Below are 24,318 nucleotides of genomic sequence, written 5' to 3'. Positions count from 1 at the left end.
TATTACAACCGCTTAAGTGTTGAGGCTTAGAGCAGTGGCAGGGTGTAGCTGACGATCAGACGGTTTTCATCGAGGTCGCCACCAGTTGCAGCGGCGTTGCTGCGAACCATCGCGTTACGCCAGCGAAATGCAAGGTTCTTGAAGGTGCCTTCTTGAATGGTGTAACTGATATCCAGATCGCGTTCCCATTCCTTGCCATCGCGACCACCAGCCCCATCGAAGCCATCACCGGTGACGTAGCGCACGAAGGCATTCAGACCCGGCACACCGTAGGTGGCGAAGTTGATGTCGTAGCGCGCCTGCCAGGATTTCTCGTCCTTGCGGGTGAAATCGAGGATCTGCAGGTAGTTGACGATATAGGGGTCGGTCTCATGGAGGAAAGGGAAGGCGTTGTCGCCGCCGACCTTCTGGTAACCGAGGCGGAAGGTATGCGCGCCAGTGCCGGCCCAGAGATTGACCGAGGTCAGGTCGTTGTCTAACGCGCCGCCGAGGGCGCTGCCATTGTCCTGGGAGTCGAAGTAGGCCAGGTTGGCCCCCAGTTTCCAGTCACCGATGGGTTGTACGTGGATCAGGTTGTAGAGCTTCTGGTCGTAGATATCTTCCAGCTCGCCGTACCACAGGCCGACGGTGGTGTTGCCGCCGTTGAACTTGTAGTCGCCGCCGGCGAAGTTATAGCGGTCGCTCTCGCCGCCAACGTTGGTCGCAGTGATGTCCTGGCTGTCGGTTGAGTCGCGGAAGTTAACCTCGCGCAACTGGCCGCCATTGACGGTCAAGCCGTCAATCTCCTGGGAAGTGAGCATGCCGCCGGTGAAAACCTGAGGCAGCAGACGCGAGTCGCCGGAGGCCACGATTGGCAGTTTGGGCATCAGGCCGCCGACCTTACCGACGGTTTTGGATAGGCGCACCTTTGCAGCAGCGGTGGCTTCGGAATACTCGCCCGGCCCCTCATCGCCAAAGGCGTTGGGAAGCAGTTCGGTGCCGGCGCGCTCATCCGCCGAATCGAGCTTTAGGCCCAGCCCTGCGTAGGCGTCTAGGCCGAAGCCCACGGTGCCTTCGGTGAAGCCCGACTCGGCCTTGAAGAGAAAGCCCTGTGCCCACTCTTCACGTTTGGATTGCTGCGCCGCAGTGCTATTGCGCAGGTCGCGGTTCATATAGAAATTGCGCAGCTCGAGGCTGGCTTTGCTGTCCTTGATAAACTCTGCCTGGGCCAGCGATGGCAGGGTGAGGCAGGTGCCCAGTGTGGCGAATGCCACAGCGCGAGCGAGGGGAGATTGAGTCATTATTGTTAGCTCCTCGTGTGTGCGGGTCGGCTTGTGGCCGATCTGATACAGCGAGGCGCAATAAAGCATGGGGGCTTAGGCTTGGCTTTTAGACTTTGGTCTGCTCGGGCGCGCTCTGTGTGGGTGCAGCGTGCAACTGTCTCCGCTGCAATCGCTCTAGCCTGCTGGATGCGCCGTTGATCGGTTTATCCGCAATCAGGCTAAAGTTTCATCCCGCACGGCCGCCAACCAGTCAGATACACCGCCCAGGTACTTTGCCATGAACCCTCTGGCCGCAAATTTATCCTCTGCTTCACGTCCTACCTCCGCCACTGCTCAGCCGGTTGTGCGCAATGCTGCTGACGCGCAGGCGACACTGGCCAACCGTTTGGCTGAACGCCTTGGGCTTGAGCCGGGTGCATTGGCCGGCAAGGCCAATGATTACACCCCGGAGAAAGTCGCCGGGCGTATTCTCGGTTTTATCGAGCAGCGCCTGCAAAGCGAGCAAGCTGCTGGTGCCGACCCCAGCAAGCTCAAGGGTTTGCTTGAACAGGCGCGCAGCGGCGTAGAGAAAGGCTTTGCTGAGGCCCGTAAGATTCTCGACGGCATGGGGGTGCTGCAAGGCAAGGTGGCGAGCGATATCGACGACACCTACCAGAAAATCCAGGACGGTTTCAGTGACCTGGATAAACGCTTTAATCCTGATGCGGCCCTGGTTGAGGGCTCAACCAATATCGCCGCTTACAGCGAGCGGTTTGCCGCGCAAGCGGAAACCTTCGATATGGAAGTGACCACCCGTGATGGTGACCGCCTGTGGATTTCCATCGCTCAGGCTTCGGCCAACTGGTCGCAGAGTGGCGTTGTTGCCAGCAGCAATGGTAACGGCAGCTCGGTTGTGGCCAGCAGCCAATCCGGCAGCCTTCAGATTGGCGCTTGGCAAGTCAGCGTCGAAGGCGAGCTGGATGATGAAGAACGCGCCGCACTGGAAAAACTCTTCGGCCAGGTCCAGGACCTCTCCAACAAGTTCTATGCCGGCGATCTGTCCGGTGCCTTCGACCGCGCCATGGCGCTGGACATGGATGGCGAACAGTTAGCGTCGATGTCCCTGCGCCTAACTCAAACCACCGTTCGCCAAGCAACCGATGCCTATAGCGCCGTTGCACAGGACGGCGGCCAAGCAGCCAGCGCAGTAAACAGCTCGCTGATTGACTACGCCCAGGGCCTGCTCGACGCATTGCGCAGCGCCAGTCAGGTGGCTGAAGAAGGCACCGCAAAAACCAGCTTGCTGGATATGCTCAAAGGCGGCTTCTCGCTGAATGAGCGTTTTGACAGCGGTCGCCTGGACAAGGCCGAGCAGCTCAACAGCCGCTTGCTCGATGGCCTGCAGAACCTGCTCAACCCCGCCCTAGACAGCAGCAAGTCCTCGGACGCCTGAGTCAGGCGCAGTGCTAAACTGCACCTCCAGTAGTCAGTGGAGGTGCGCAGATGCTCCCGGAATGCCAATTATTCGGTACGCTCGGCTGCCACCTGTGTGAGGTGGCCGAGGCGTTGCTGATGCCTTTTGTCGAGCATGGCCTGTTGGTCGAGCTGGTCGATATCGCTGAGCAGGAGCATTGGGTCGAGGACTATGGTCTGCGCATTCCAGTGCTGCGCCGTATTGATACCGGTGCTGAGTTGAACTGGCCGTTCGAGGCTGAACAGATCGTTGAGTTCTTGCGTAATAGTCATGATTAGTGCGTTGGCACGGATGGCATTTTTACAGGACACATACGCATGAGCATCGTGCTAGGTGACGCACTGTCACTGCTGTTATTCCGCCTGCACAGCGGCCGTCTGTTGGGTATTAATCTCCTGAAAGTGCAGGAAATCATTCCCTGCCCGGCGCTGACCAAACTGCCCAGTCGTCATCCTCATGTCCGTGGCGTTGCCACCTTGCGTGGCTCGGCGCTAACGGTGATTGATCTGGGCAAAGCGATCGGCGAGCAAGGCGTGCCGGGCAATGATGACGGCTGTCTGATTGTGACGGAGCTCAGTCGCTCTCGGCAGGGCCTGCATGTGCAGAGCGTCGAGCGCATCGTGCAGTGCTACACCCGTGACGTTCGTCCCCCGCCGGCCGCGTCCGGCAGCAAAGCCTTTATCACCGGCGTGACGCAGATCGACGGCAAGATTGTGCAGATCCTCGATATTGAAAAAGTCCTGCACGAACTCGCGCCGATGAATATTGAGGAGTTGGATGATCAGCTGTTATCCGAGCGTGAGCGCGCGCTGCTTAAGGGGCGTCGTGTACTGGTGGTGGATGACTCCCACGTCGCGTTACAGCAGACCATGATTACCCTGCGCAAGCTGGAGCTGGATTGCCAAATGGTGCGCAGCGCCGCCGAAGCGCTGGAGTTACTGCAGCGTCAATTCGATGCCGGCGAGCCTATCGAGGTGTTGGTGTCGGATATCGAAATGCCGGAAATGGATGGCTATGACTTGGTGCGCACGCTGCGTAAAAAGCCGGATATCGGCCAGCTCTATGTTCTGCTGCACACCTCGCTCGACAGCACCATGAACACTGAAAAAGCCGAGGCAGTGGGCGCCAATGCGGTGTTGACCAAGTTCTCCACAGTGGACCTGAGCAAGGCCCTGGTGCATGCGTTCGAAAGCTTGCAATAGCTTTTCTCCAGGCATAAAAAAGCCCGCAATTAAGCGGGCTTTTTTATGTGATCTGGTCGGAGAGACAGGATTCGAACCTGCGACCTTCTCGTCCCGAACGAGACGCGCTACCAAGCTGCGCTACACTCCGAATGGGTCGAAATTTTACTGAGAAAGTTTTACCGCACAAGGGCTTAGGTTTTAATTTTTTCTATTGGCCAAGCGCTTTGAATATATCAATCAGAGTCCAGGCGCTGGGCAAGTAGTACGTGGCAGCGCCTGGGTTATCGGCTTACAGCTCTTTGACGGTACGCACTTGATCCTTGTTGACCTTGGCGCGTTTGCCATCGAGTTGTTCGAACTCGTAGAAGCCCGAATCCTCGTCAAAATTCGGCTCGTCGATGGTCTGAATTTCGCGGCCATCATTGAGGGTGATTACCGTTGGCGACGCGCAACCAGTCAGCGCGATCAGGCCCAAGGTAAGCAGCAATGCTGGAATAATCCGCTGAGACATGGGTTTCTCCTTGATTAGATAGATGTTTTTACCCTGCTTGTGACGAAACTTTGCCGTTCAAGTTCCCTTGCCGGTGTTTATCCGCGTGTCGTCAGCAAGTCGGGCGTGTTGAAGTTGGCCAGGCGAGGGTCACCGAGTGGGCACTCCACTGTCAATGGATCAAGGCTGCGCAGCCAGCGTTGCGGGCTGCGTTCGCCGGCTTGCCAGGCCTGCTCCAGGTCAGCATGCAGTGCACGGGGAATGACGCTGAACAGCGGTTCGAGAAACTCGCCCTGACGTACCACGACTGCGCGCTCACCGGCCAGGTTCAGTAGCGCCTCCAGCAGCAGTCTGTCGAGTTGCGGAGCATCACACGGCAGGATCAATACATTCGCCTGGCGTGCGGCGCGCAGGCCGGCGCGAATGCCCGCCAGCGGGCCTTGAAAGTCCGCCTCGTCATCACTGACCAAGCGATCCGCGAAGGGTGCATAGCGCTCGGCGTTGCGGTTGCAGGAGATAAGCAGGTCATCGGTTAGCGGCCGCACCAGCTCGTGCAGCCAGGCGATTAGCGGGCGGCCTTGCCAGTCGAGCAGGCCCTTGTCGGCACCGCCCATGCGTTGCCCACGGCCGCCCGCAAGCAGCAAAACAGAACAGCGGGGCAGGGTCGTGGGAGCGGGCATACGCAGTCTCCGAAAGCGGGCCTGTGATATAACGGCGGGCATTATCGCCCATAACTGGAAGCCTGCCATGAACCACAAGGCCGAGGCACATTTCGTGCCCTTGAATATCGCGGTGTTGACCGTCAGCGACACCCGCAGCCTGGAAACTGACACCTCCGGCCAACTGTTTGTCGACCGCCTGCAGGCCGCCGGCCATCAGCTCGCCGCCCGGGTTTTGCTCAAGGACGATCTGTACAAGATTCGCGCCCAGGTCGCCACCTGGATTGCCGAGGATCAGGTGCAGGTGGTGCTGATTACCGGCGGTACCGGCTTTACTGGTCGTGATAGCACACCGGAAGCGGTGAGCTGTTTGCTGGACAAGCAGGTCGATGGTTTTGGTGAGCTGTTCCGGCAGATTTCTGTGCCTGATATCGGCACCTCGACCATTCAGTCCCGCGCTCTGGCAGGCCTGGCCAATGGCACCCTGGTGTGCAGCCTGCCGGGCTCGACCAATGCCTGCCGTACTGCCTGGGATGGCATCCTCGGTGAGCAGCTGGATAACCGCCACCGCCCGTGCAATTTCGTTCCGCACCTCAAATCGGTGGCCGCCTGCGAGAGCCGTGGATGAGCTGCTGTGACAAGCCGGGATTAATGCCCGTTGAGGCGGCGCTGGCGCGGTTGCTGGCGCAGGCCGAGGCCAGCGCGATTGTTGAATGTGAGCGGGTCAAGCTGAGCGATGCCGCAGGCCGGGTATTGGCCGAGCCATTGCTGGCCGAGTTGGATCTGCCGCCCTGGGATAACAGCGCCATGGACGGGTATGCCCTGCGCTTGGTCGATTGGAATGGCGAGCCGCTGGTTGTCAGCCAACGCATCCAGGCCGGTAGCGCGCCTGCGCCTTTGCAGCCCGGCACCTGTGCGCGGATCTTTACCGGCGCGCCTCTGCCAGCCGGCGCTGATACTGTGGAAATGCAGGAAAACGCCGTGCTCGGTGAGGACGGCCGCGTTGCCTTTAGCGAGCCGCTCAAGCGCGGGCAGAACGTGCGCGCTCAGGGCCAGGAAACCCGTGTTGGCGATAGCGTTCTACCCGCCGGCACGCGTCTAGGTCCGATTGAGCTGGGTTTGGCTGCGTCCCTGGGTTGCGCTGAATTGAATGTGCGCCGCCGACCTCGGGTGGCGGTGCTGTCCACGGGGGATGAGCTGGTCGAACCGGGTCAGCCGCTCGGGCCCGGGCAAATCTACAACAGCAATCGCCGCGTGCTGATCGCTTGGCTGCAGCGACTGGGCTGCGAAGTTGTGGATGGCGGCATTCTGCTCGATGACCTGGAGCAGACCCGCGCAGCGCTAGCTGCGTTGAGTGATGTTGACCTGATTCTTTCCACCGGCGGCGTATCGGTGGGCGAGGCGGATTTCCTTGGCATGGCCCTGCGCAAAGAGGGCGAGCTGGCGCTGTGGAAACTGGCGATCAAGCCTGGCAAACCGCTGACCTGCGGGCAGTTTCGCGGCGTACCGGTGATCGGCCTGCCGGGAAATCCGGCCTCGACCCTGGTGACTTTCGGCCTGCTCGCGCGGCCGTATCTGCTGCGCCGTTTAGGTGTGCAGCGGGTCGAACCGCTGGGCTTTCCGATGCTGGCTGGTTTCACCTGGAGCAAGCCGGGCAATCGCCGCGAATACCTGCGCGCGCGTCTGGAAAACGGACGCGTGGTGCCTTATCCAAATCAAAGCTCCGGGGTGCTACGCAGCGCTGCCTGGGCTGAGGGTTTTGCCGAAGTGCTGGAGGGCACCACGCTTGCCGAGGGCGACAGCCTGAGGTTTATTCCGCTCAGCGAGATACTCGGTTAGATCCGCGTAGTTGCTGCCTCTTTGTAGTGGATGGCGCTTTACCCATCCACCAAGGTTGTCAGCTATTGCGCCGGCTCTCGCGAAATTCGCCTGGGGTCTGCCCGGTCCAGGTCTTGAAGCTGCGGTGGAACGAGCGCGACTCGGTAAACCCCAGATAGCTGGCGATATCCTGAATCGCCAGGTCGCTGCGCAGCAGGTAATGCTCGGCCAGTTCCTGGCGTAGTTCATCGAGAATCTGCTGGTAGCTGGTGCCGGCCAATTGAAGGTGACGCTGCAGGGTGCGCACCGTCATGTTGAATTTCTCCGCCACGCGTTCCTTACGTGGCAGGCCATCCTTGAGCAGCAAGCGCAGGGCGTTTTTTACCCGCTGCGGCAGTGGTTCGTTGTCGTCCAGTCCAGCCATCAGCGTCAGGGCGTGTTCTTCCAGGGTGCGCAACAAGTTGGCGTCGGCCTGGCGCAGCGGCACAGCGAGGTATTCCAGCGGCACGATCAGCGCATTGCAGCTTTGCTCGAAGCGGATCGGGCAGCCGAAAATCGTCTGGTACTCGGCAATATCGGCGCCCTCAGGCAGGGCGTGCTCGAACCACACCTCCCGTGGCGAGCTGTCTGAGTCGGAGATCCAGCGCGCATACAGCAACCACGAAGCCAGTACGTTTTCCACCATGTGCCGGCGGATCGGCTCAGCCTGATGGCGACAGGTCCAGATCAGGCGAACGTGGTCTGCGCCGGCCTCGACCCGGCTGACACCCATGTCCCCCACCAGTTTCTCGTAAGGCACGATGCGGCTCATGGCCTCACCGAGGGTTGCACAGTTCATGGTGATATAGCCCAGCACGCTCCACGAACCCGGCTGCACAAAGCGCGCGCAGTGCAGGCCAAACAGCGGGTCAGCCGATACCTTGAGCAAGTGATCGAGCAGGCGCTCATGGGTTTCACTGGGAATGCGTTTGCTGTTGTCGGCCAGGTCCTCGGTCTTGATGCCGGCGGCCGCCAACGCCTGGTCGATATCCAGGCCCAATTGCTCGGCGTGGCGCAGGTACTTGAGCAGGGAAGGGACAGAGGTATAACCGAGGTTTTCCATGAACTGTTCTTATTCTGAATGTCTTGATTGGCGATATCGCCTGGCTCGATACGACAGTGACGCCTTGAAACGGCCAGCTAGTATAGGCAGCCATCGAGGGTGACTGAAATATCCGGGAGATACAGATGCGACGTTGGAACGGCTGGGGTGATGACGCAACAGTGGTGGAACTGCCGGCCCATGGCGAGGCTTTTCTTGCCGAACTGGTCGGCTCGGGTCAGTTGCTGGCCGATGCCAGCCTGGAGCAGGTTCTGGCACAGGTGCCGGCCTCGCGTCTGCAGGCCCACCCGCTGATTTGCCTGAATGCCGAAGACCGCGTGCGTCACGCCCGTGGCCAGAGCCTGCCGGACTGGCTGGCGATGCGTTCCGGCGATTTTGGCGTGTTTCCCGATGGCGTGGCCTACCCGGAAAGCGCTGCGCAGGTCCGCGAGTTGCTGGCCTGGGCCAGCCAGCATGACCTGATCGTCATTCCTTACGGCGGTGGCACCTCGGTCGCCGGTCATATCAACCCACAGGCCAGCAACAAACCGGTGCTGACCCTGTCGCTGGCGCGCATGAGCAAGCTGATCGAGATCGACCACGACAGCCTGATTGCCACCTTCGGCCCTGGCGCCAATGGTCCGCAAGTGGAAAGCCAGCTGCGCGCTCAGGGCTACACCTTGGGCCATTTCCCGCAGTCCTGGGAGCTTTCGACTTTGGGTGGCTGGGTCGCCAGCCGTTCCAGCGGGCAGCAATCGCTGCGCTACGGACGTATCGAGCAGCTGTTTGCCGGCGGCAAGGTCGAGACCTTCGCTGGCACCCTGGAAATTCCGACCTTCCCGGCCTCTGCCGCGGGGCCAGACCTGCGCGAAATCCTCATGGGTTCGGAAGGGCGCTTCGGCATCATCTCCGAGGTCAAGGTACGCATCACCCGCCTGGCCGAGCAGGAAAATTTCTACGCGGTATTTTTGCCCAACTGGCAGCAGGCGCTGAGCGCCATTCGCAGCCTGGCCCAGGCGCGGGTGCCGTTGTCGATGCTGCGCCTGTCCAACGCCATTGAAACCAAAACCCAGCTGGCCCTTGCCGGCCATCCGCAGCAGATCGCCTGGCTGGAGAAATACCTGGCCCTGCGCGGCGCCCGCGAGGGCAAGTGCATGCTGACCTTCGGCGTTACCGGCAGCCGTACGCAGAATGCCGCCTCGCTGAAGCAGGCGAAGAAGTTGCTGAAGAGCTTTGGTGGCGTATTTACCGGCACCTTGCTGGGCAAGAAATGGGCAGAAAACCGCTTCCGTTTCCCCTACTTGCGCCACGGCCTGTGGGCCGCCGGCTACGCGGTGGATACCCTGGAAACCGCCACCGACTGGAGCAATGTCGATAACCTGCTGAACAAGGTCGAAACGAGCCTGCGCTCAGGCCTGAGTGAGGAGGGCGAGCAGGTGCATGTGTTTACCCACCTGTCCCACGTCTACAACGAAGGCTCGAGCATCTACACCACTTACGTGTTCCGCCCAGGTGCGAACTACGCCGAGGCCATGGCGCGCTGGCAGAAGCTCAAGCATGCCGCCAGCCTGACTATCGCCGAGAACCGCGGCACCATCAGTCATCAGCACGGTGTCGGCCGCGATCATGCGCCTTACCTGCCGGTGGAGAAGGGCGAGCTGGGTATGGCCACCCTCAAGGCGCTGGCTGGGCATTTCGACCCTGAGCAGCGCCTGGCTCCCGGCGTGTTGCTGCAGGATTGATGATGAGCCAGTGGAACGCCGCCTGGCGTGAACAGGCCTTGCCTGAGCTGGCTGCACGCGACTGGGACCTGATCGTCGTCGGCGGCGGCATCAGCGGTGCCGGAATTTTGCGTGAAGCGGCGCGGCGCGGTTGGAAATGCCTGCTGCTGGAGCAGCGCGACTTTGCCTGGGGCACTTCCAGTCGCTCCTCGAAGATGGTGCATGGCGGGCTGCGTTATATCGCCAAGGGCCAGTTCGGCCTGACCCGCGATTCGGTGCGCGAGCGCGAGCGCTTGCTGCAGGAAGCGCCGGGGTTGGTCGAACCCTTGAGTTTTATCATGGCGCATTACCAGGGCGGCTTTCCCGGCCCGCGAGTGTTCGGCGGGCTGCTGGCGGTGTATGACGCCCTGGCCGGCAAGCGCAATCACCTGTACTACCCGTTGCAGCAACTGCGTTATCTCGCCCCAGGTCTGAAGGAAGACGGCCTGCTCGGTGGCACGCGCTTCTTTGATGCGGTCACCGATGACGCGCGCTTGGTACAGCGCGTGCTGGGTGAGGCCCGTGCCGACGGCGGCGAAGCGCTCAATGGCATGCGCGTGGTCGAGTTACGGCGCGAAGAAGGGCGTGTCACTGGCCTGCTCGCCGAAGACAGCGAAAGCGGCCTGCAGTACCGCTTCAAGACCCGTGCGGTGGCGCAGGCCACAGGTGCATGGGCCGATCAGCTGCGGCAGAAAAGCGGGCTGGAGCATATCCGTCCGCTGCGCGGCAGCCACCTGCTGGTGCCGGCCTGGCGCCTTCCGGTGGCACATGCGTTTAGCTTTATGCATGCGGCGGACAAGCGTCCGGTGTTTGTCTTCCCCTGGGAAGGCGCGACGGTGATTGGCACCACCGACCTGGATCATCCGGCACCGCTAGCCGAAGAAGCACGGATCAGCTCGGATGAGGTTAAGTATTTACTAGATGCCTGCGCTCAGCAGTTTCCTACGGCACAGATCAAGGCAGCGGATGTGCTATCGACCTGGGCCGGGGTGCGCCCGGTGGTCACGGATGGCAGTGAAGGGCGCAAACCTTCGGATGAAAAACGCGAACATGCGCTGTGGGTTGAGCCCGGTTGCGTGACCCTGGCCGGTGGCAAGCTGACCACTTTCCGCCTGTTGGCGCTTGAAGTGCTGCAGGCTTGCGCGCCGATGGTTGGCCGTACGCTGGATGATCAGGGCGCGGCGACCTTTGCTGTCGTACCGCAGCAGCCGATGCCGCAGTTAAGCCCGGCTCAGCAGAAGCGCTTGATGGGTCGTTATGGCCGGGCGCTGCCGCAGGTGCTGGCGTTGCTCGATGAGCTGGGTGTCGAGCAGGTGGCCGGCACGGACACGCTGTGGGCCGAGCTGGCCTGGGCGGCCGAGCAGGAGCTGGTGCTGCACCTGGATGACCTGCTGCTGCGCCGCACACGTTTGGGCCTGCTGCTGGCGTGCGGCGCGGTGGCCGAACTGCCGCGTATACGTGCGCTGTGTCAGGCCCGCCTGGGGTGGGATGACGCGCGCTGGCAAGAGGAAGAACAGGCGTATCTGCAACTCTGGCAGCGTTGCTACAGCCTGCCGGCGGAAGATGGATCACGAGGAAGGACGGCGTCTTGAGCGAGAAAAGTTATCTGCTGGCCATCGACAATGGCACCCAGAGCATTCGGGCGCTGTTGTTCGATCTTCAGGGCAATCTGCTCGCCAAGGGCAAGGTGGAGCTTGAGGCCTATTACTCCAAGCAACCCGGCTGGGCCGAGCAGGACCCGGAATACTACTGGGCCAGCCTCGGCGAGGCCTGTGCGCAGCTGTGGCAGCAGGTGGATATCGACCGCAGTCGGATCAAGGGCGTATCGCTGACTACCCAGCGCGGCAGCCTGATCAATATCGATCAGCAGGGCCAACCGCTGCGTCCTGCCATGCTCTGGCTCGATCAGCGCCAGGCCGAGGTGCGCGGGCCGATCAAGGGGCCTTGGGGCTGGCTGTTCAAGATCGCCGGGGTACAGGCCACGGTGGATCATTTTCGCGCCCAGGCCGAGGTCAACTGGATCGCGCAGAACCAGCCGGACATCTGGGCCAAGACGCACAAGGTGCTGTTGCTTTCAGGGTTTCTTACTCACCGGCTGTGCGGCCAGTTTGTCGACTCGCTGACCAGCTGCGTGGCCTACCTGCCGTTCGACTACAAGCGCCTGCAGTGGGCCAAACCGGGCGACTGGAAATGGCAGGCCATGCCGGTGCGCCGCGAGCAGTTGTCGGAATTACGCAAGCCGGGCGAGTTGCTTGGCCACATCACGGCGGCGGCCAGCCGGCATACCGGGATTCCCGAAGGCTTGCCTCTTATTGCCGCAGGCGCTGACAAGGCCTGTGAAGTGCTCGGTGCCGGCGGTGTGGAACCGACTACGGCCTGTCTGTCCTATGGCACCACGGCCACCATCAACACTACACGTAGCAAGTACCTTGAAACCATCCCGCTGATCCCGCCATACCCAGCGGCGATTCCTGATCACTTCAACACCGAGGTGATGATCTATCGCGGTTTCTGGATGGTCAGTTGGTTCAAAAAAGAATTTGGTCTGCGCGAGATGCAGCGGGCCAAGGAGCTGGGCGTCGAGCCTGAGGCGCTGTTTGATGAGCTGGTCAACAGCGTGCCGGCCGGCTCCATGGGCCTGATGTTGCAGCCGTACTGGTCTCCGGGTATTCGTGAGCCAGGGTTGGAGGCCAAGGGCTCGATCATCGGCTTTGGCGACGTGCACACCCGCGCGCATATCTACCGGGCGATTCTGGAAGGGTTGGCCTATGCCCTGCGCCAGGGCAAGGAGAAGATCGAGAAGCGTTCGGGCACGCGCATCACCCGCCTGCGCGTTTCTGGTGGTGGTTCACAGAGCGATGCGGCGATGCAGCTGACGGCCGATATCTTCGGCCTGCCTGCCGAGCGCCCGCATCTGTATGAAACCAGCGGCCTGGGTGCGGCGATCAATTGCGCAGTGGGCCTGGGCCTGCACCCGGATTACCCAGCAGCGATCAAAGCCATGACCCGGGTCGGTGATGTGTTCACACCCAACCCAGAGGCGCAGCGCACCTATCAGCAGCTGTACACCCAGGTTTATCAGCGCATGTACAAGCAGCTGAAGCCGCTGTATCAGACCATTCGCAAGATTACTGGGTATCCGGCGTAAAGCCGCTTAGCGGCGCACAGGTTCTGCTGCGCCGCTAAGCCATCTCTGCTGGCTATGCCACATCCACCAGGATGATTTCGCTGTCTTCGATGGCCGTCACCCGGATCACTTCTACATCGCTGACTGCCACACCATCACGAGCCTGGGCGCTGACGCCGTTGACCTCAATGCTGCCGCTGGCGGCCACCAGATAAGCCTTGCGAGAAGCACCAATCGGATACTCGGTGCTTTGGCCCGCTTGTAGGGTGGCTGCGGCCATCCGCGCATTGGTACGGATCGACAGGGCGTCCTGATCTTCGGCAAAGCCGCTGGCCAGGGTGACGAAGGTGCCGGCGCGCTCACCTTTAGGGAACGGCTTGGCGCCCCAGGACGGCGGTAGGCCCGACTGGTTGGGTTGAATCCAGATCTGGAAGATCTTGGTGGTGGTGTCTTCCAGGTTGTATTCGCTGTGGGCAATCCCGGTGCCGGCGCTCATCACTTGCACATCACCGGCTTCGGTACGGCCATGGTTACCCAAGTTGTCCTTGTGGGTGATGGCCCCTTGGCGTACATAGGTGATGATTTCCATGTCGCGGTGCGGGTGGGTCGGGAAGCCGGTGTGCGGCGCGATTTCATCATCGTTCCAGACCCGCAGCGGCCCCCAGTTCATGCGCGCTGGGTCATAGTATTCGGCAAAGGAAAAATGATGGCGGGCATTCAGCCAACCGTGATGGGCACCGCCGAGCTCGGCGAAGGGGCGTACGTCGATCATCTGCATATCCTCATTTAAGGAGCACCGGCTTTCAGCGGCGGTGTTCATTGGCGATGTAAGGATGATCCAATAAATCAATACGATTAAAAATGCGTAAATATTGAGCTTAATAATCTATTTAGCTGATGTTTATTTCGTCACCAGCCGGCTGGTGCAACCTCATGCCCTGTTGCTGAATCTTTGTGTTGAAACGTGAAAGGATGCTGTGAATGCAAGAACGTAAAGCGCTGCTGATCCTGCATGGCAAGCAAGCTCTCAATGCCGAGGTGCGCGCTGCGGTGCAGGCGCGTCGTGAAGAGGGCTGGCAAGTGGATGTGCGGGTCACCTGGGAGGGTGGCGATGCACAGCGTCTGGTCAACGAGGCGTTGCAGGCGGGCTACCCAACCCTTATTGCCGGCGGTGGTGATGGCACTCTGCGTGACGTGGCTGAAGCTATGGCGTTGGCAAAAACCAAGGCAAGCCTGGCGCTGTTGCCGTTGGGTACAGCCAATGATTTTGCGCGTGCGGCCGGTATTCCGCTCGAGCCACTGGCTGCTTTGAGCTTGTTGGATTTACCGGCGCAGCCGATCGATCTGGGCGAAGTGGATGGTCAGGTGTTCCTAAATATGGCCACGGGCGGTTTTGGCTCTAACGTCACCGCCAACACGTCGGAAGACCTCAAACGCATGCTCGGCGGTGCTGCTTATTTTTTGACGGGCTTGACCCGTTTTGTCGAAGTGCAATCGTCGTTTGGCCGCTTTACCGGGCCTGATTTTCAGTGGGAAGGCGAGTTTCTCGCGCTCGGCATCGGCAATGGCCGACAGGCCGGCGGTGGGCATGTGCTATGCCCGCAGGCGCGAGTCAACGATGGTTTGTTGGATGTCTGCATCGTGCCGGCGGCAGCGGATGTGGTAGGCACCCTCGGTACGCTGCTGTCTGGCGGAATCAATGGCCTGCAGAGTGTAGCCCTCAGCGCACGGCTGCCTTGGCTGGAAGTCGAAGTCCCCGAAGGCCTGGATCTCAACCTTGACGGTGAGCCGATGGAAAGCCGCAAACTGCGGTTTGCGGCCAGGCCGAAGGCGTTACGTGTGCATTTGCCGGAAGACTCGCCGCTGCTGGTTGAATAAGTCGAGCGGCTTCTGCCGCCTGACTGGCCTAGTCGCCGCGCTTATCGCATGATGGCGCTGCGCCATCTGCCTTCAGATGCACGGCAGATGGCCGATACACCCGGGTATGGCTATTTGAGCTAGGCTAGATCGATAAGTGAACAGGAGCGCATGATGGCCGGCATTCTCGACTCAGTGAATCAACGCACCCAGCTGGTGGGTGAGAACCGCTTGGAAATTCTCATGTTCCGCCTGGCGGGTCGGCAACTGTTTGCGATCAACGTCTTCAAGGTTCAGGAAGTCCTGCAAATGCCCAAGCTGACCCTGATGCCGCAGCGTCATCGTTTTGTCTGTGGGGTGGTCAACCTGCGTGGGCAGACGCTGCCAGTGATCGATCTGTCCCAGGCCATCGGCATGCGCCCGATTGTGCCGGATGAGCGCAGCACCATTATCGTCACTGAGTACAACCGCTCGGTGCAGGCTTTTCTGGTCGGTGGGGTTGAACGCATCCTCAACCTTAATTGGGAATCCATCCTGCCGCCACCCGGTGGCGCCGGGCGTCAGCATTACCTGACCGCCATCACCAAGGTTGAAGACCAGATCGTCGAAGTGATCGACGTGGAAAAAGTCTTGGCGGAAATCAGCCCGATGAGCACCAAGGTCTCTCCGGAAAAACTCGCCGATCCGTTACTGGAGCATGCCAAAGGACGCGAAGTGCTGCTGGTGGATGACTCCAACGTGGCTATGAGTCAGCTCAAGGGCACCATGGCGCAATTGGATATCCGTTGCCATGCCGCCAGTGATGGCTTGCGTGCCCTTAACCTGCTGAAGAGCTGGGCTGATGCCGGCGTCGATGTGCATGAAAAGCTGCTGATGGTGATCACTGATGCGGAAATGCCGGAGATGGACGGCTACCGCCTGACCACCGAAATTCGCAACGACTCGCGTCTCAAGGACTTGTACGTGGTGCTGCACACCTCGCTTTCAGGCAGTTTCAACGAGGCCATGGTTAAGAAGGTCGGCTGCGACAACTTCCTCTCCAAATTCCAGCCGGACAAACTGGTTGATGTGGTGCACCAGCGTTTGGCCCTGCTGCACCCCGAGGAATAAGCCTGACGCGGGCGTCAGGCTGGCATGCACCTTCTGTTTATTCGCTTAGCCGCTGGCGCAGGTGTTCAATGCGCTCGCGGTTAACGTCGAAATCCGCGTAGCCCAGGCGCGATGCCGAGCGCACATCCACTCCGGCCGCTCCGATCATAAATTCCACATCATCGACAAAGCGCATCAGCTTGCTGCTGAATTCGGCGCGCAAATACCCCGGAGCCTCCTCCACCACGCTCACGCGTGGCTCTGCACTGAGTAACGCCTTAAGGCGTGCCTGGGTTTCTTCAGCGGTACCTTGCAGTGGCAGCGGTTCAATGGCGTGTCGCGCATCGTTGGCCTGGCTGTTTACGCAGTTCGGTGAGTCTGGACAGGCGCTCAGTTGTCCATCATGGATGCCCAGGTTATCCGGCGCAGTACCGCTGCAAGCGCTTAGCAATACCAGTAGCGGCAGGGCCAAAGCGGGCTTGTAGGTACGTCGGGTTGCTCGTATAAGTGCGTTTTGCCAAACGGAAGCTGGACTCATGTTGCATCTCTCCGGGTTGTACCGTTATCCACTGAAGTCGGCGGCGGGCGAAGCCCTGCGCGAAACGATGCTGGACGCTTTGGGCGTGCAGGGTGATCGCCGCTGGATGGTAGTCGATGCTGAATCCGGGCGCTTCCTTACGCAACGCTTGCTTGCGCAGATGACTCAGTTGCAGGCGCGCTGGCTGGGTAGCACGCACCTGCAACTGAGTGCGCCGGGCATGGCTGATCTGCAGGTAGCAGTGCCGGATGAGCAGGCCCCGCTGCGTGGCGTGACCATCTGGCGCGACAGTTTGCAGGTGCCGGACGCCGGTGATCAGGCGGCGCATTGGCTTAGCCAATTGCTTGGCCGTGCCTGCCGTCTGGTTCAGGTATCGGAGGCGCGGGCGCGGCAGGTCGATACGGCCTATGCCGAGGTCGGCGACAAGGTGGCGTTTGCCGATGGCTTTCCTTTGCTGCTGATCGGTCAGGCGTCGTTGGATGACCTCTCGGCGCGCATCGGTCGACCGTTGCCGATGCTGCGTTTTCGCCCGAACCTGGTGGTCAGTGGCAGTGAGCCCTATGCCGAAGACGGCTGGAAGCGCATTCGTATTGGTGAGCTGGAGTTTCGGGTGGTCAAGGGCTGCTCGCGCTGCATCATGACCACCCTCGACCCGCAGACGGGCGAGCGCAGCGCCGATCGCGAACCGCTGGCTACCCTGAAAACCTACCGTGAGCGTGAAGGCGAGGTGTATTTCGGGCAGAACCTGATCGCCTGTGGCGAAGGGCAGCTGCGTCTGGATATGCCGGTGCAGGTATTGGAGTAAACAGCGCTGCACGCTCAACCGTTGCAGTTGAGCGTGCCTATTAAGCTGTTACTGGTCGAAGTAACGCTCGTGCCAGGCCACCAGTGGCTGCGGCGCGTTGAGCTTCTCGCCGTAAATCACCGAGTAGGACAGCACGTTCTGTACGTACTGGCGGGTTTCATCAAACGGGATGTTCTCGATCCACACGTCATACGACAGATGATCCGCGCCGCGCAGCCACTGGCGCACGCGCCCTGGGCCGGCGTTATAGGCCGCAGAGGCGAGCACGCGGTTACCGTTGAACTGGCCGTAGATCTGGCTCAAATAGGCCGCACCCAGTTGGATATTGACTTCCGGACGGTAAGCCAGCTGTGGCGATGACAGCGGAATGCCAAAACGTTTGGCGGTTTCCTTGGCAGTGGCTGGCATCAGCTGCATCAAACCCATGGCGCCGACGTGGGATTTGGCATCGGCCATAAAGGCGCTTTCCTGGCGGGTGACGGCAAATACCCAGCTGGAATGGATGTCGCGGTTTTTCGCTTCACGCACCAAGTGTTCGCGGTGCGCCATGGGGAAGCGTACGTCCAAATCGTCCCAATACTGTGCCTGGCTGATGGTGCGGATAGCCGGGAAGTACCAGCCCATCTCATAGGCCAGACGCGCCTGGGCAACCATCTCATCGCGGCTGAACAAGCGGCTGACGTTGTACCACTCGCGCCGGCCATCGGCGACCTGACCACGGGCGTGGAACTCTAGAGCACGGCGAATCGCTGCCGAATTACGCACCTTCTGGATGGTCTGTGGGCTCAGGGTCAGTGGCTTGTTATTCAGTTGATAGGGCGCCTGCACCTGGTCGGCGGCCATAAAGCCGTAGAAGTCACGTTCCTTGGCCAGTGCCTGGTACAGCGCTTTCGGTTCCTGGCTGTTGGGCTGCGCCAGTTGCAGGCTGCGCGCCTGCCAGTAACGCCAGCGGTTGGTATTACCCAGTTCCGCAGGCATCCGGCGCGTCAGCTGGTTAGCCTCATCCCAACGGCCCAGGCGCAGCAGCAGGCGGGCGCGCCATTCGCTGACGGTGTTGTCCCGCAACTCGGGGTCGTACTTGGCCATGACCTGTAGAGCGCGGGAGTCGAAGCGCTTGGCCAGGGTCAGGCCGATTTCGCGGGCAATAGCCACCTGCTCGTCGCTGGAGAACTTCATCCGTTGGGCGTAGCCATCGAGCAGCTTAAGTGCGCTTTCCGGATCCTGGCGGGCCAGGCGGCGCAGGCCGAGGCCAACTACATCGGCCATGGCTGGGTCGGCTTGGGTAAAGCGTGCAGTCTGCTTCAGTAGCTCAGGTTTCTGCGCCACTTCTAGCAGGCGCTGGCCCTGGTTGCCCAAGGTTGGCATCGTCTTGATCAGGTGTGTAACCAGGCCATAGTAACGCGCTTCGGCCGCCAGCTTGGCGCGCTGCCAACGTTTCTGTTCGGTGAGTTGGCCTTCTGCGGCCCACATTGCGAACAGCGGGTCACAGGCATTGGGCTGTGATTTGCCCACCAGCCAGAGTTTCTCGGCGGTGGCGTTGCCTTCGGCGCGCATGCCGTGGCTCAGCTGGTACTGGCCATACAGGCAGTCAAGCTCAGTGAAATTCAGCTTCGGGTCGTAGTAATTAATAAAGGTTTGCCACTCGCCACGTTCAGCCAGCCAGCGCAGCCAGCGCAGCTTCATCCAGCTGATTTGCGGCAGGTCGCCATGCTCGGCGAGGAATTTCTCGATTTCGTCATTGCTGGCCCACTTCAGCCGGGCGGTCAGCTCGTCATACGCCAGGTAAGGCTCCAGCGGGTAATCATGTAGAGCACTGGCATAGCGCTGATAAGGACCTTTGTCGCCTTTGGCCAGTGCAGCTTTGGCTTGATCGTAATATTGACGTTGTTGCGTCAGGGTAGCGGCCTGCGCTGCAGAGACGCTCAAGGTGGAAACCAACAGGCAGGACAGCAAGCTGAACAGGGGACCGCGCATGACACTTCCAGGCAAATAGTGCGTATGGCCCTAGCTTAGTCGTTTGCCTATGGGCGGTGAAGGTGCAATGCGTTTCAACGCGTAATTGATCGCGCTCACCGCTGTTTTAGCCTGGGTAAGCGTGCTAGAGGGCTTGGCGCCAGGTGCGCCAGGAATCGCAGCGGAATTTACTGCGTGCACCGTTGAAATTGCCTGCTTGGTCGATGCGCTTCTCGGTTAGAATGCGCGCCCTGTTTTGTGGGTGCTTCCGGCAGCCATAGATGATTTTTTGGGTGTTTCAGGTTGCCGCTGTGCCCTGGATGCAACGAAGCCCGTTGCTCGGTTGCGGTTAAACCGGCTTTCACCCGTCGTTTTTTGTTGAGGCGTGCCATGACCCTGCTCAAGTTCACCGATATTTCCCTGGCTTACGGCGCAATGCCGCTCTTGGACAAGGTGTCTTGGCAGATCGCCCGTGGCGAGCGGGTGTGCATCATCGGCCGCAACGGCACCGGCAAGTCGAGCATGATGAAGCTGGTCAAGGGCGACCAGAAGGCAGATGACGGCGCTGTTTGGCGTGCACCCGGGCTGAAAATTGGTGAGTTACCGCAGGAATTGCCGGTGGCTGACGATCGCACCGTATTTGATGTGGTCGCTCAGGGTCTGGACGGCGTGGGCGAGTTACTTGCGCAGTACCACCACCTGGCGCAGAACTGTGTCACCGAAGCCGATCTGGACAAGTTGATGCATGTCCAGCAAGACCTCGAAGCCCGTGACGGCTGGCGCTTGCAGCAACTGGTCGACAGCACCTTGAGCCGCTTGCAGCTGCCGGCTGACAAGACACTGGCCGAGCTCTCTGGCGGCTGGCGTCGCCGCGTCCTGCTGGCTCAAGCGTTGGTTTCCGAGCCCGATCTGCTGCTGCTCGATGAGCCAACCAACCACCTGGATATCGGCGCGATTGCCTGGCTGGAAGAAGCCTTGGCGGATTTCCAGGGTGCAGTCCTGTTTATCACCCACGACCGTTCTTTCCTGCAGAACCTGGCCACACGCATCCTCGAATTGGACCGTGGCGGCCTGATCGATTGGAACGGCGACTACGCGAGCTTTCTGGTGCACAAGGAAGCCGCATTGGCCGCTGAAGAGACGGCCAACGCGCTGTTCGACAAGCGCCTGGCTCAGGAAGAGGTGTGGATTCGCCAAGGCATCAAGGCCCGCCGCACCCGTAACGAAGGCCGTGTACGCGCCCTCAAAGCACTGCGCGTAGAGCGCAGCGAGCGCCGTGAGCGCACCGGCAAGGCCAATATCCAGCTGGAAACCGCCGAGAAATCCGGCAAGCAGGTGATGGTGCTGGAAAACGTCAGTTTTGCGCATCCAGGTGGGCCGTTCCTGATCAAGGACTTCTCCATGGTGCTGCAGCGCGGCGACCGCATTGGGCTGCTTGGCGCCAACGGCACCGGCAAAACCACCTTGCTCAAACTGATGCTCGGCGGTTTGCAGCCCACCAGCGGTGAAGTGGCCGAAGGCACGCGTATCGATGTGGCTTATTTTGACCAATTGCGTCACCAGCTCGATTTGGAAAAGACCGTGATCGACAACGTCGCCGAAGGCCGCGACTTTATCGAGATCGACGGGCAGAACCGCCATGTACTGAGCTACCTGGGCGACTTCTTGTTCAGCCCGCAGCGTGCGCGCACGCCGGTCAAAGCGTTGTCCGGTGGTGAGCGGGCACGTCTCTTGCTCGCCAAGCTGTTCAGCAAACCGGCCAACTTGCTGGTGCTGGACGAACCGACCAACGACCTCGATGTGGAAACCCTGGAGTTGCTTGAGGAAGTGCTGCTGACCTTCCCAGGCACCGTGCTGATGGTCAGTCACGACCGGGCATTCCTCGACAACGTGGTAACCAGCACCCTGGTGTTTGAGGGTGAAGGGCTGGTGCGCGAATACGTGGGTGGCTATCAGGACTGGCTGCGGCAGGGCGGTTCGCCGCGTTTGCTTGGCGTCGGTGAGAGCAAAGCCGGTAAGCCTGAACTAGCCTCAGCAGTGGTCCCTGCACCCGTTGCAGCGGAGCCTGTTGTGGCCGAGGTGAGCAAGAAAAAACTCAGCTATAAGCTGCAGCGCGAGCTCGAAGCCATCCCAGGGCAGATTGATCTGCTGGAAGGCCAGGTTGCCAGCTTGCAGGAGCAGATCGGCTCGCCGAGCTTCTATCAGCAACCGGCAGAAAAAACCGCCGAAGTGTTGGCGAAGCTGCAGGCCGTGCAGCTGGAACTGGAGCAATTGGTCGAGCGTTGGGCTGAGCTGGAAGGCTAACCCACGGTATTAGGAAACGTGCTCAAACAGGATTTTGAGACTTCTGGCGGAGACAGTCATGGCCATCGAGTACCGCATCACTCTCGACGACAATCATCAGTTCAGCTACAGGATTGAGCTGAACCGAGTCTATGAGGTAGAGGTTGCGCAAAGCGCACCAGCCTGGACACGCCTGGAATATCAGCAGTGCAGTAACTGCCCCTTGAGTAAGGATAACTTCAGTCACTGTCCTGCTGCTGTTGACCTGCATCGGGTTATCGAGGATTTCCAAGGGCTGCCGGCGTTCAAGAAAGTAGCGGTGTGGGTGCGCACGCCCGAACGCGAGTACAACAAGCTGGTGGGTTTGGAAGAGGGCTTGCGTGCTCTGCTCGGGGTGATCATGGCCACCAGTGCCTGCCCAGTGCTGGGTAAGCTCAAGCCCCTGGCGCAACACCATCTGCCGTTTGCCAATAGCCAAGAGTTCATTTTGCGCACGGTGTCGTTGTACCTGACGCAGCAGTATTTCAACCTGCGTGAAGGGCGTGCTGCGGATTGGGAGTTGAAGGGGCTGGTGCGGATGTTCCAGCAGTTGCAGCTGGTGAATCAGGCGTTTTGGCAGCGTATTCATGCCACCTGCGAGGGTGATTCCAACCTCAAGGCGTTCCTCACCTTCTTCTCCATGGCCTCGAGCATGACCTATTCGCTGGAAACCCAGCTGCAGAAGATTCGCCCATTGGTCATGAGCTCACCCGATAGCGGTGAATAACGCAGCCGCGTTATTCACCCATCGCTCGCTTTATTCGGCTTTTTTCAGGCGTACGGCCAGTACATCGCAGGGTGCGCCATGCAGTACGTCATTGGCCGTCGAGCCCAGTAGCAACGCCAGACCATGACGGCCGTGGCTGCCGACAACGATCAGGTCGCATTGCTGTTCTTCCGCCAGGCGATGAATTTCCTGGCGCGGTTGGCCGTAGGCCAGATGGCGATGCTCGGCGCTCAGGTCGGGGTACTTGCCGGAAAATTTGTCCAGGCGCTCGCGGGCCTGGTCGAACTGTTGCTGTTGCAGCATCGATAGGTCCATTGGTACATCGCCACCAAAGGCCATGGCCATGGGTTCGACAATATGCACCACAGACAATGCGGCCCCGCTGCTGGCGGCCAGTTTCAGCGCGCGGTGCATCACCGGGTCGCATTCCTCGGTCAGGTCGACGGCGACCAGAATGTGCTGGTAGGGCATGGGGTAACTCTCCTTGCAAGTGGATCAATGCTTTTAGTATGGCCGTCCTGAGCGCTGATGACAGGCTTTTGCCGGTGAGATAACGATATGAGTCCCTGGTTTTTGCTTTTGCTCCTGGCTTTTTTGCTCAGCCCGCTGGCCTGGCTGGTTCCCTCGCGCCATCAGCGTGGGCAGATGGATGTGCGTCTGCAGGCGCGGCGTATGGGCGTGGCAATGCAGTTGTCGCGCCAGGAATGGCCGCATTGGCTGTTGCGTCAGCCACCGCACGCCTGCCCGCAATACCACCGGGCGCGCAAGCGCGGCCAAGTTGATAGTTGGTGCTACTGGCAGATGGAGCCGGGGCAGTGGGTGAATAAATGGCGCGAACCTTGTGCCGATCAAGCCCTGCTGGCGCAATTGCATACCTTGCCGGTGGATGCGTTCAAGGTTGAGGCGACCGATCAGATGCTGTCGGTCTGCTGGGGAGAGCGGGGTGCTGGCGAGGCGCTGGAAGCAATTGTCGCGTTTCTCCAGGCCAAAGCCTGAATAAAAGAAGGCCCAGTGCGAACACTGGGCCGGAGTACGGCCAGGCAGGCCGGTAAAACGAATGCGTATGGCGGCGGTCGTAATTAGAGGTTGGCGGCCGCGTACTGGCCGGAAATCTGCTCAATGCCTTGAATGATGGTGTTGGAGTACTTGTTAACCAGAAATGGCACGCTGTTCTCGTTGTAGTTGATCAGCGACTTTTCAATATAGCGCCATTTGGTGGCCACACTTTCCCAGGATTGCTTGAGCTGCGGTGTGTTCTTTGGGTCCTTCTCCAGTGCCGCCATCTTGCTGGCGAACTCACTGACCAGCTCCTCAATCGGTCGTGCATCGCCGCCGCCCATAAAGGTAGCGCCCACGGAGGCGCTGCGTGAGGCGTAATCCACTGCAATGCCCTGCATCAGAATGCTTTGCTCGCGGCTGCGTTGGGTCAGTGTCGGCACGCTGTAGCTGCCTTCCTGCTGGATCTTGGTATACAGCTCTTGGCTGAGAGCCATCAATTGCTGGTTGCGACCCGCCAGGTCAGCCACCGGCTGCAGGTCGGTATAGCCTTGGCTTTTCAGTGCGTTGATCAGGTTGTCGAGATCAATTTGGTAACCCTTCCACTGCTGGTCGAGCTGCGAGCGCAGGGCTTTTGAGCCTTCACCGGGCATGTCGGCCAGCGCCGTCATATGGTTGTTCACTTCGCTCAGCGAGTCGTTGATCATGCGTGCGTAGCGTTGATCGCCTTCCATGCCGTTAAACATGTAAAAGTCACCAAGCGATTTTTGCGCAGCCAGGCGTATCTGGTGCAATTTCAGCAAGCTGGTGGCGGCATCTGCAGCATGGGTTGCGGCGCTGAAAAGGGGGAGGGTGATTGCGAGCAGGGTGCTCAAAGCAATGGCAAGCATGCGGCTCGACATGGGGAAACTCCGTGCGCCCTTGATTGGGCTCTAATTGTTTTTGTTTTGGCTACGGGCGGTCTAAAACGGCCGTATTGAGACGACTGTACCTGCAGCTAAATCATTTTGCTAGGTTTGCGCTGGATCACACTTCTGTTCGCATAGCCGAAGAACTGCCGGCATATCGCTGCGGATAGCGGCGTTTTCGCTGCAGAGTAATCTGTGCGTCGGCAGATGCTGGAACGTAATTTTTTGTACGCCCAAGCAGTCACTACAGGCCAATTGACAAGTAGGGGCTTTTCCTTGAAGGTGTGCA

At 60.1% G+C, this 24,318-nt stretch carries 23 protein-coding genes and 1 tRNA gene; 14 read left to right on the top strand and 10 right to left on the bottom strand.

Translation table 11 applies throughout. The features are described 5' to 3' along the window. Positions 1-26: 26 nt before the first annotated feature. Positions 27-1,280 carry an OprD family porin gene (locus ALTER154_RS01495; protein WP_160084963.1) on the bottom strand — a complete coding sequence of 418 codons (1,254 nt, stop codon included), beginning with the start codon at positions 1,278-1,280 and terminating at the stop codon, positions 27-29. A 259-nt stretch (positions 1,281-1,539) separates the two neighbouring features. Between ALTER154_RS01495 and ALTER154_RS01490 the strand changes: the two genes are divergently transcribed. The 3 genes from ALTER154_RS01490 to ALTER154_RS01480 are packed head-to-tail and all read left to right on the top strand — an operon-like array spanning position 1,540 to position 3,917. Continuing rightward, positions 1,540-2,694 (top strand): DUF5610 domain-containing protein, encoded by a 1,155-nt coding sequence (locus ALTER154_RS01490; RefSeq protein WP_160084962.1) that lies wholly within the window; start codon positions 1,540-1,542, stop codon positions 2,692-2,694. Positions 2,695-2,744: 50 nt separating this feature from the next. Then, positions 2,745-2,993 carry a glutaredoxin family protein gene (locus ALTER154_RS01485; protein WP_160084961.1) on the top strand — a complete coding sequence of 83 codons (249 nt, stop codon included), beginning with the start codon at positions 2,745-2,747 and terminating at the stop codon, positions 2,991-2,993. A gap of 39 nt (positions 2,994-3,032) precedes the next feature. Continuing rightward, positions 3,033-3,917: a chemotaxis protein CheV gene (locus ALTER154_RS01480; protein ID WP_160084959.1), complete on the top strand. Its 885-nt coding sequence runs from the start codon at positions 3,033-3,035 to the stop codon at positions 3,915-3,917. 53 nt (positions 3,918-3,970) lie between these two features. Here ALTER154_RS01480 and ALTER154_RS01475 read toward each other — a convergent pair. From ALTER154_RS01475 to mobA, 3 genes are all read right to left on the bottom strand, one after another. Continuing rightward, positions 3,971-4,047 (bottom strand) — tRNA-Pro (locus ALTER154_RS01475). Positions 4,048-4,188: 141 nt separating this feature from the next. Next, on the bottom strand, positions 4,189-4,410 hold the full coding sequence (locus ALTER154_RS01470; protein WP_090248095.1) for a YgdI/YgdR family lipoprotein: 222 nt from the start codon (positions 4,408-4,410) through the stop codon (positions 4,189-4,191). A gap of 77 nt (positions 4,411-4,487) precedes the next feature. Further along, positions 4,488-5,069 carry a molybdenum cofactor guanylyltransferase MobA gene (gene mobA / locus ALTER154_RS01465; RefSeq protein ID WP_160084958.1) on the bottom strand — a complete coding sequence of 194 codons (582 nt, stop codon included), beginning with the start codon at positions 5,067-5,069 and terminating at the stop codon, positions 4,488-4,490. A 67-nt stretch (positions 5,070-5,136) separates the two neighbouring features. On the opposite strand from mobA, the gene moaB reads away from it, so the two are divergent. Together moaB and glp are read left to right on the top strand one after the other, a co-directional pair. Then, positions 5,137-5,676 (top strand): molybdenum cofactor biosynthesis protein B, encoded by a 540-nt coding sequence (moaB, locus tag ALTER154_RS01460; RefSeq protein ID WP_160084957.1) that lies wholly within the window; start codon positions 5,137-5,139, stop codon positions 5,674-5,676. Beyond that, positions 5,673-6,887: a gephyrin-like molybdotransferase Glp gene (gene glp, locus ALTER154_RS01455; protein WP_160084956.1), complete on the top strand. Its 1,215-nt coding sequence runs from the start codon at positions 5,673-5,675 to the stop codon at positions 6,885-6,887. The genes moaB and glp overlap by 4 nt, the downstream gene beginning before the upstream one ends. Positions 6,888-6,945: 58 nt before the next feature. Here the strand turns inward: glp and ALTER154_RS01450 are convergent, their stop codons facing one another. Further along, on the bottom strand, positions 6,946-7,968 hold the full coding sequence (locus ALTER154_RS01450) for an AraC family transcriptional regulator (protein WP_160084954.1): 1,023 nt from the start codon (positions 7,966-7,968) through the stop codon (positions 6,946-6,948). A gap of 125 nt (positions 7,969-8,093) precedes the next feature. Here ALTER154_RS01450 and ALTER154_RS01445 point away from each other — a divergent pair, with 125 nt between their 5' ends. The 3 genes from ALTER154_RS01445 to ALTER154_RS01435 are packed head-to-tail and all read left to right on the top strand — an operon-like array spanning position 8,094 to position 12,855. Next, positions 8,094-9,689 carry an FAD-binding oxidoreductase gene (locus tag ALTER154_RS01445; RefSeq protein WP_160084952.1) on the top strand — a complete coding sequence of 532 codons (1,596 nt, stop codon included), beginning with the start codon at positions 8,094-8,096 and terminating at the stop codon, positions 9,687-9,689. 2 nt (positions 9,690-9,691) lie between these two features. After that, positions 9,692-11,299 (top strand): glycerol-3-phosphate dehydrogenase/oxidase, encoded by a 1,608-nt coding sequence (locus ALTER154_RS01440; protein WP_160084951.1) that lies wholly within the window; start codon positions 9,692-9,694, stop codon positions 11,297-11,299. Continuing rightward, positions 11,296-12,855: an FGGY-family carbohydrate kinase gene (locus ALTER154_RS01435; RefSeq protein ID WP_160084950.1), complete on the top strand. Its 1,560-nt coding sequence runs from the start codon at positions 11,296-11,298 to the stop codon at positions 12,853-12,855. Before ALTER154_RS01440 ends, ALTER154_RS01435 begins: the two co-directional genes overlap by 4 nt. Positions 12,856-12,907: 52 nt before the next feature. On the opposite strand, the gene ALTER154_RS01430 is transcribed toward ALTER154_RS01435, so the two are convergent. Further along, positions 12,908-13,606 carry a pirin family protein gene (locus ALTER154_RS01430; protein ID WP_090251100.1) on the bottom strand — a complete coding sequence of 233 codons (699 nt, stop codon included), beginning with the start codon at positions 13,604-13,606 and terminating at the stop codon, positions 12,908-12,910. A 209-nt stretch (positions 13,607-13,815) separates the two neighbouring features. On the opposite strand from ALTER154_RS01430, the gene yegS reads away from it, so the two are divergent. Next, positions 13,816-14,712 (top strand): lipid kinase YegS, encoded by an 897-nt coding sequence (gene yegS / locus ALTER154_RS01425; protein WP_160084949.1) that lies wholly within the window; start codon positions 13,816-13,818, stop codon positions 14,710-14,712. A gap of 153 nt (positions 14,713-14,865) precedes the next feature. After that, positions 14,866-15,801 carry a chemotaxis protein CheV gene (locus ALTER154_RS01420; protein WP_090248080.1) on the top strand — a complete coding sequence of 312 codons (936 nt, stop codon included), beginning with the start codon at positions 14,866-14,868 and terminating at the stop codon, positions 15,799-15,801. Positions 15,802-15,838: 37 nt separating this feature from the next. Here the strand turns inward: ALTER154_RS01420 and ALTER154_RS01415 are convergent, their stop codons facing one another. Beyond that, positions 15,839-16,318: a DUF1499 domain-containing protein gene (locus ALTER154_RS01415; protein WP_160084948.1), complete on the bottom strand. Its 480-nt coding sequence runs from the start codon at positions 16,316-16,318 to the stop codon at positions 15,839-15,841. Here ALTER154_RS01415 and ALTER154_RS01410 point away from each other — a divergent pair. Continuing rightward, entirely contained in the window at positions 16,317-17,123 is an 807-nt protein-coding gene (locus ALTER154_RS01410; protein ID WP_160084947.1) for an MOSC domain-containing protein, read from the top strand. The two genes, ALTER154_RS01415 and ALTER154_RS01410, sit on opposite strands and share 2 nt — an antisense overlap. Positions 17,124-17,171: 48 nt before the next feature. Here ALTER154_RS01410 and ALTER154_RS01405 read toward each other — a convergent pair whose 3' ends face one another. Continuing rightward, positions 17,172-19,097 (bottom strand): transglycosylase SLT domain-containing protein, encoded by a 1,926-nt coding sequence (locus ALTER154_RS01405; RefSeq protein WP_160084946.1) that lies wholly within the window; start codon positions 19,095-19,097, stop codon positions 17,172-17,174. A 369-nt stretch (positions 19,098-19,466) separates the two neighbouring features. On the opposite strand from ALTER154_RS01405, the gene ALTER154_RS01400 reads away from it, so the two are divergent. Both ALTER154_RS01400 and ALTER154_RS01395 read left to right on the top strand, forming a co-directional pair. Then, positions 19,467-21,380 (top strand): ATP-binding cassette domain-containing protein, encoded by a 1,914-nt coding sequence (locus ALTER154_RS01400; protein WP_160084945.1) that lies wholly within the window; start codon positions 19,467-19,469, stop codon positions 21,378-21,380. A gap of 58 nt (positions 21,381-21,438) precedes the next feature. Next, complete coding sequence (locus ALTER154_RS01395) at positions 21,439-22,125, top strand: hypothetical protein (RefSeq protein WP_160084944.1); 687 nt, start codon at positions 21,439-21,441, stop codon at positions 22,123-22,125. Positions 22,126-22,155: 30 nt separating this feature from the next. Here ALTER154_RS01395 and ALTER154_RS01390 read toward each other — a convergent pair whose 3' ends face one another. Further along, complete coding sequence (locus ALTER154_RS01390; protein ID WP_090248071.1) at positions 22,156-22,596, bottom strand: universal stress protein; 441 nt, start codon at positions 22,594-22,596, stop codon at positions 22,156-22,158. Positions 22,597-22,683: 87 nt separating this feature from the next. Between ALTER154_RS01390 and ALTER154_RS01385 the strand changes: the two genes are divergently transcribed. Further along, positions 22,684-23,121, top strand: coding sequence for a hypothetical protein (locus tag ALTER154_RS01385; RefSeq protein WP_160084943.1), 438 nt, complete (start codon positions 22,684-22,686; stop codon positions 23,119-23,121). Between the two features lie 83 nt (positions 23,122-23,204). On the opposite strand, the gene ALTER154_RS01380 is transcribed toward ALTER154_RS01385, so the two are convergent. Further along, the gene (locus tag ALTER154_RS01380; RefSeq protein WP_160084942.1) at positions 23,205-24,023 is read right to left on the bottom strand and encodes a hypothetical protein; all 819 of its coding nucleotides are present in this window, start codon (positions 24,021-24,023) and stop codon (positions 23,205-23,207) included. Between the last annotated feature and the right edge of the window lie 295 nt (positions 24,024-24,318).

It is taken from the genome of Pseudomonas sp. 9AZ, from assembly GCF_902506525.1.
Taxonomy (GTDB): domain Bacteria; phylum Pseudomonadota; class Gammaproteobacteria; order Pseudomonadales; family Pseudomonadaceae; genus Aquipseudomonas; species Aquipseudomonas peli.
This window is presented reverse-complemented; position numbering and strand designations above follow the sequence as displayed.

Bases quoted from the DNA above. Each gene is read 5' to 3' on its own strand.
- moaB (WP_160084957.1), top strand. From the start codon at position 5,137: ATGAACCACAAGGCCGAGGCACATTTCGTGCCCTTGAATATCGCGGTG.
- ALTER154_RS01400 (WP_160084945.1), top strand. From the start codon at position 19,467: ATGACCCTGCTCAAGTTCACCGATATTTCCCTGGCTTACGGCGCAATG.
- ALTER154_RS01480 (WP_160084959.1), top strand. From the start codon at position 3,033: ATGAGCATCGTGCTAGGTGACGCACTGTCACTGCTGTTATTCCGCCTG.
- ALTER154_RS01385 (WP_160084943.1), top strand. From the start codon at position 22,684: ATGAGTCCCTGGTTTTTGCTTTTGCTCCTGGCTTTTTTGCTCAGCCCG.
- ALTER154_RS01430 (WP_090251100.1), bottom strand. From the start codon at position 13,606: ATGATCGACGTACGCCCCTTCGCCGAGCTCGGCGGTGCCCATCACGGT.
- ALTER154_RS01380 (WP_160084942.1), bottom strand. From the start codon at position 24,023: ATGTCGAGCCGCATGCTTGCCATTGCTTTGAGCACCCTGCTCGCAATC.
- ALTER154_RS01420 (WP_090248080.1), top strand. From the start codon at position 14,866: ATGGCCGGCATTCTCGACTCAGTGAATCAACGCACCCAGCTGGTGGGT.
- ALTER154_RS01485 (WP_160084961.1), top strand. From the start codon at position 2,745: ATGCTCCCGGAATGCCAATTATTCGGTACGCTCGGCTGCCACCTGTGT.
- ALTER154_RS01470 (WP_090248095.1), bottom strand. From the start codon at position 4,410: ATGTCTCAGCGGATTATTCCAGCATTGCTGCTTACCTTGGGCCTGATC.
- ALTER154_RS01445 (WP_160084952.1), top strand. From the start codon at position 8,094: ATGCGACGTTGGAACGGCTGGGGTGATGACGCAACAGTGGTGGAACTG.
- ALTER154_RS01440 (WP_160084951.1), top strand. From the start codon at position 9,692: ATGAGCCAGTGGAACGCCGCCTGGCGTGAACAGGCCTTGCCTGAGCTG.
- glp (WP_160084956.1), top strand. From the start codon at position 5,673: ATGAGCTGCTGTGACAAGCCGGGATTAATGCCCGTTGAGGCGGCGCTG.
- ALTER154_RS01410 (WP_160084947.1), top strand. From the start codon at position 16,317: ATGTTGCATCTCTCCGGGTTGTACCGTTATCCACTGAAGTCGGCGGCG.
- ALTER154_RS01490 (WP_160084962.1), top strand. From the start codon at position 1,540: ATGAACCCTCTGGCCGCAAATTTATCCTCTGCTTCACGTCCTACCTCC.
- ALTER154_RS01390 (WP_090248071.1), bottom strand. From the start codon at position 22,596: ATGCCCTACCAGCACATTCTGGTCGCCGTCGACCTGACCGAGGAATGC.
- yegS (WP_160084949.1), top strand. From the start codon at position 13,816: ATGCAAGAACGTAAAGCGCTGCTGATCCTGCATGGCAAGCAAGCTCTC.
- ALTER154_RS01405 (WP_160084946.1), bottom strand. From the start codon at position 19,097: ATGCGCGGTCCCCTGTTCAGCTTGCTGTCCTGCCTGTTGGTTTCCACC.
- ALTER154_RS01450 (WP_160084954.1), bottom strand. From the start codon at position 7,968: ATGGAAAACCTCGGTTATACCTCTGTCCCTTCCCTGCTCAAGTACCTG.
- ALTER154_RS01415 (WP_160084948.1), bottom strand. From the start codon at position 16,318: ATGAGTCCAGCTTCCGTTTGGCAAAACGCACTTATACGAGCAACCCGA.
- ALTER154_RS01395 (WP_160084944.1), top strand. From the start codon at position 21,439: ATGGCCATCGAGTACCGCATCACTCTCGACGACAATCATCAGTTCAGC.
- ALTER154_RS01495 (WP_160084963.1), bottom strand. From the start codon at position 1,280: ATGACTCAATCTCCCCTCGCTCGCGCTGTGGCATTCGCCACACTGGGC.
- mobA (WP_160084958.1), bottom strand. From the start codon at position 5,069: ATGCCCGCTCCCACGACCCTGCCCCGCTGTTCTGTTTTGCTGCTTGCG.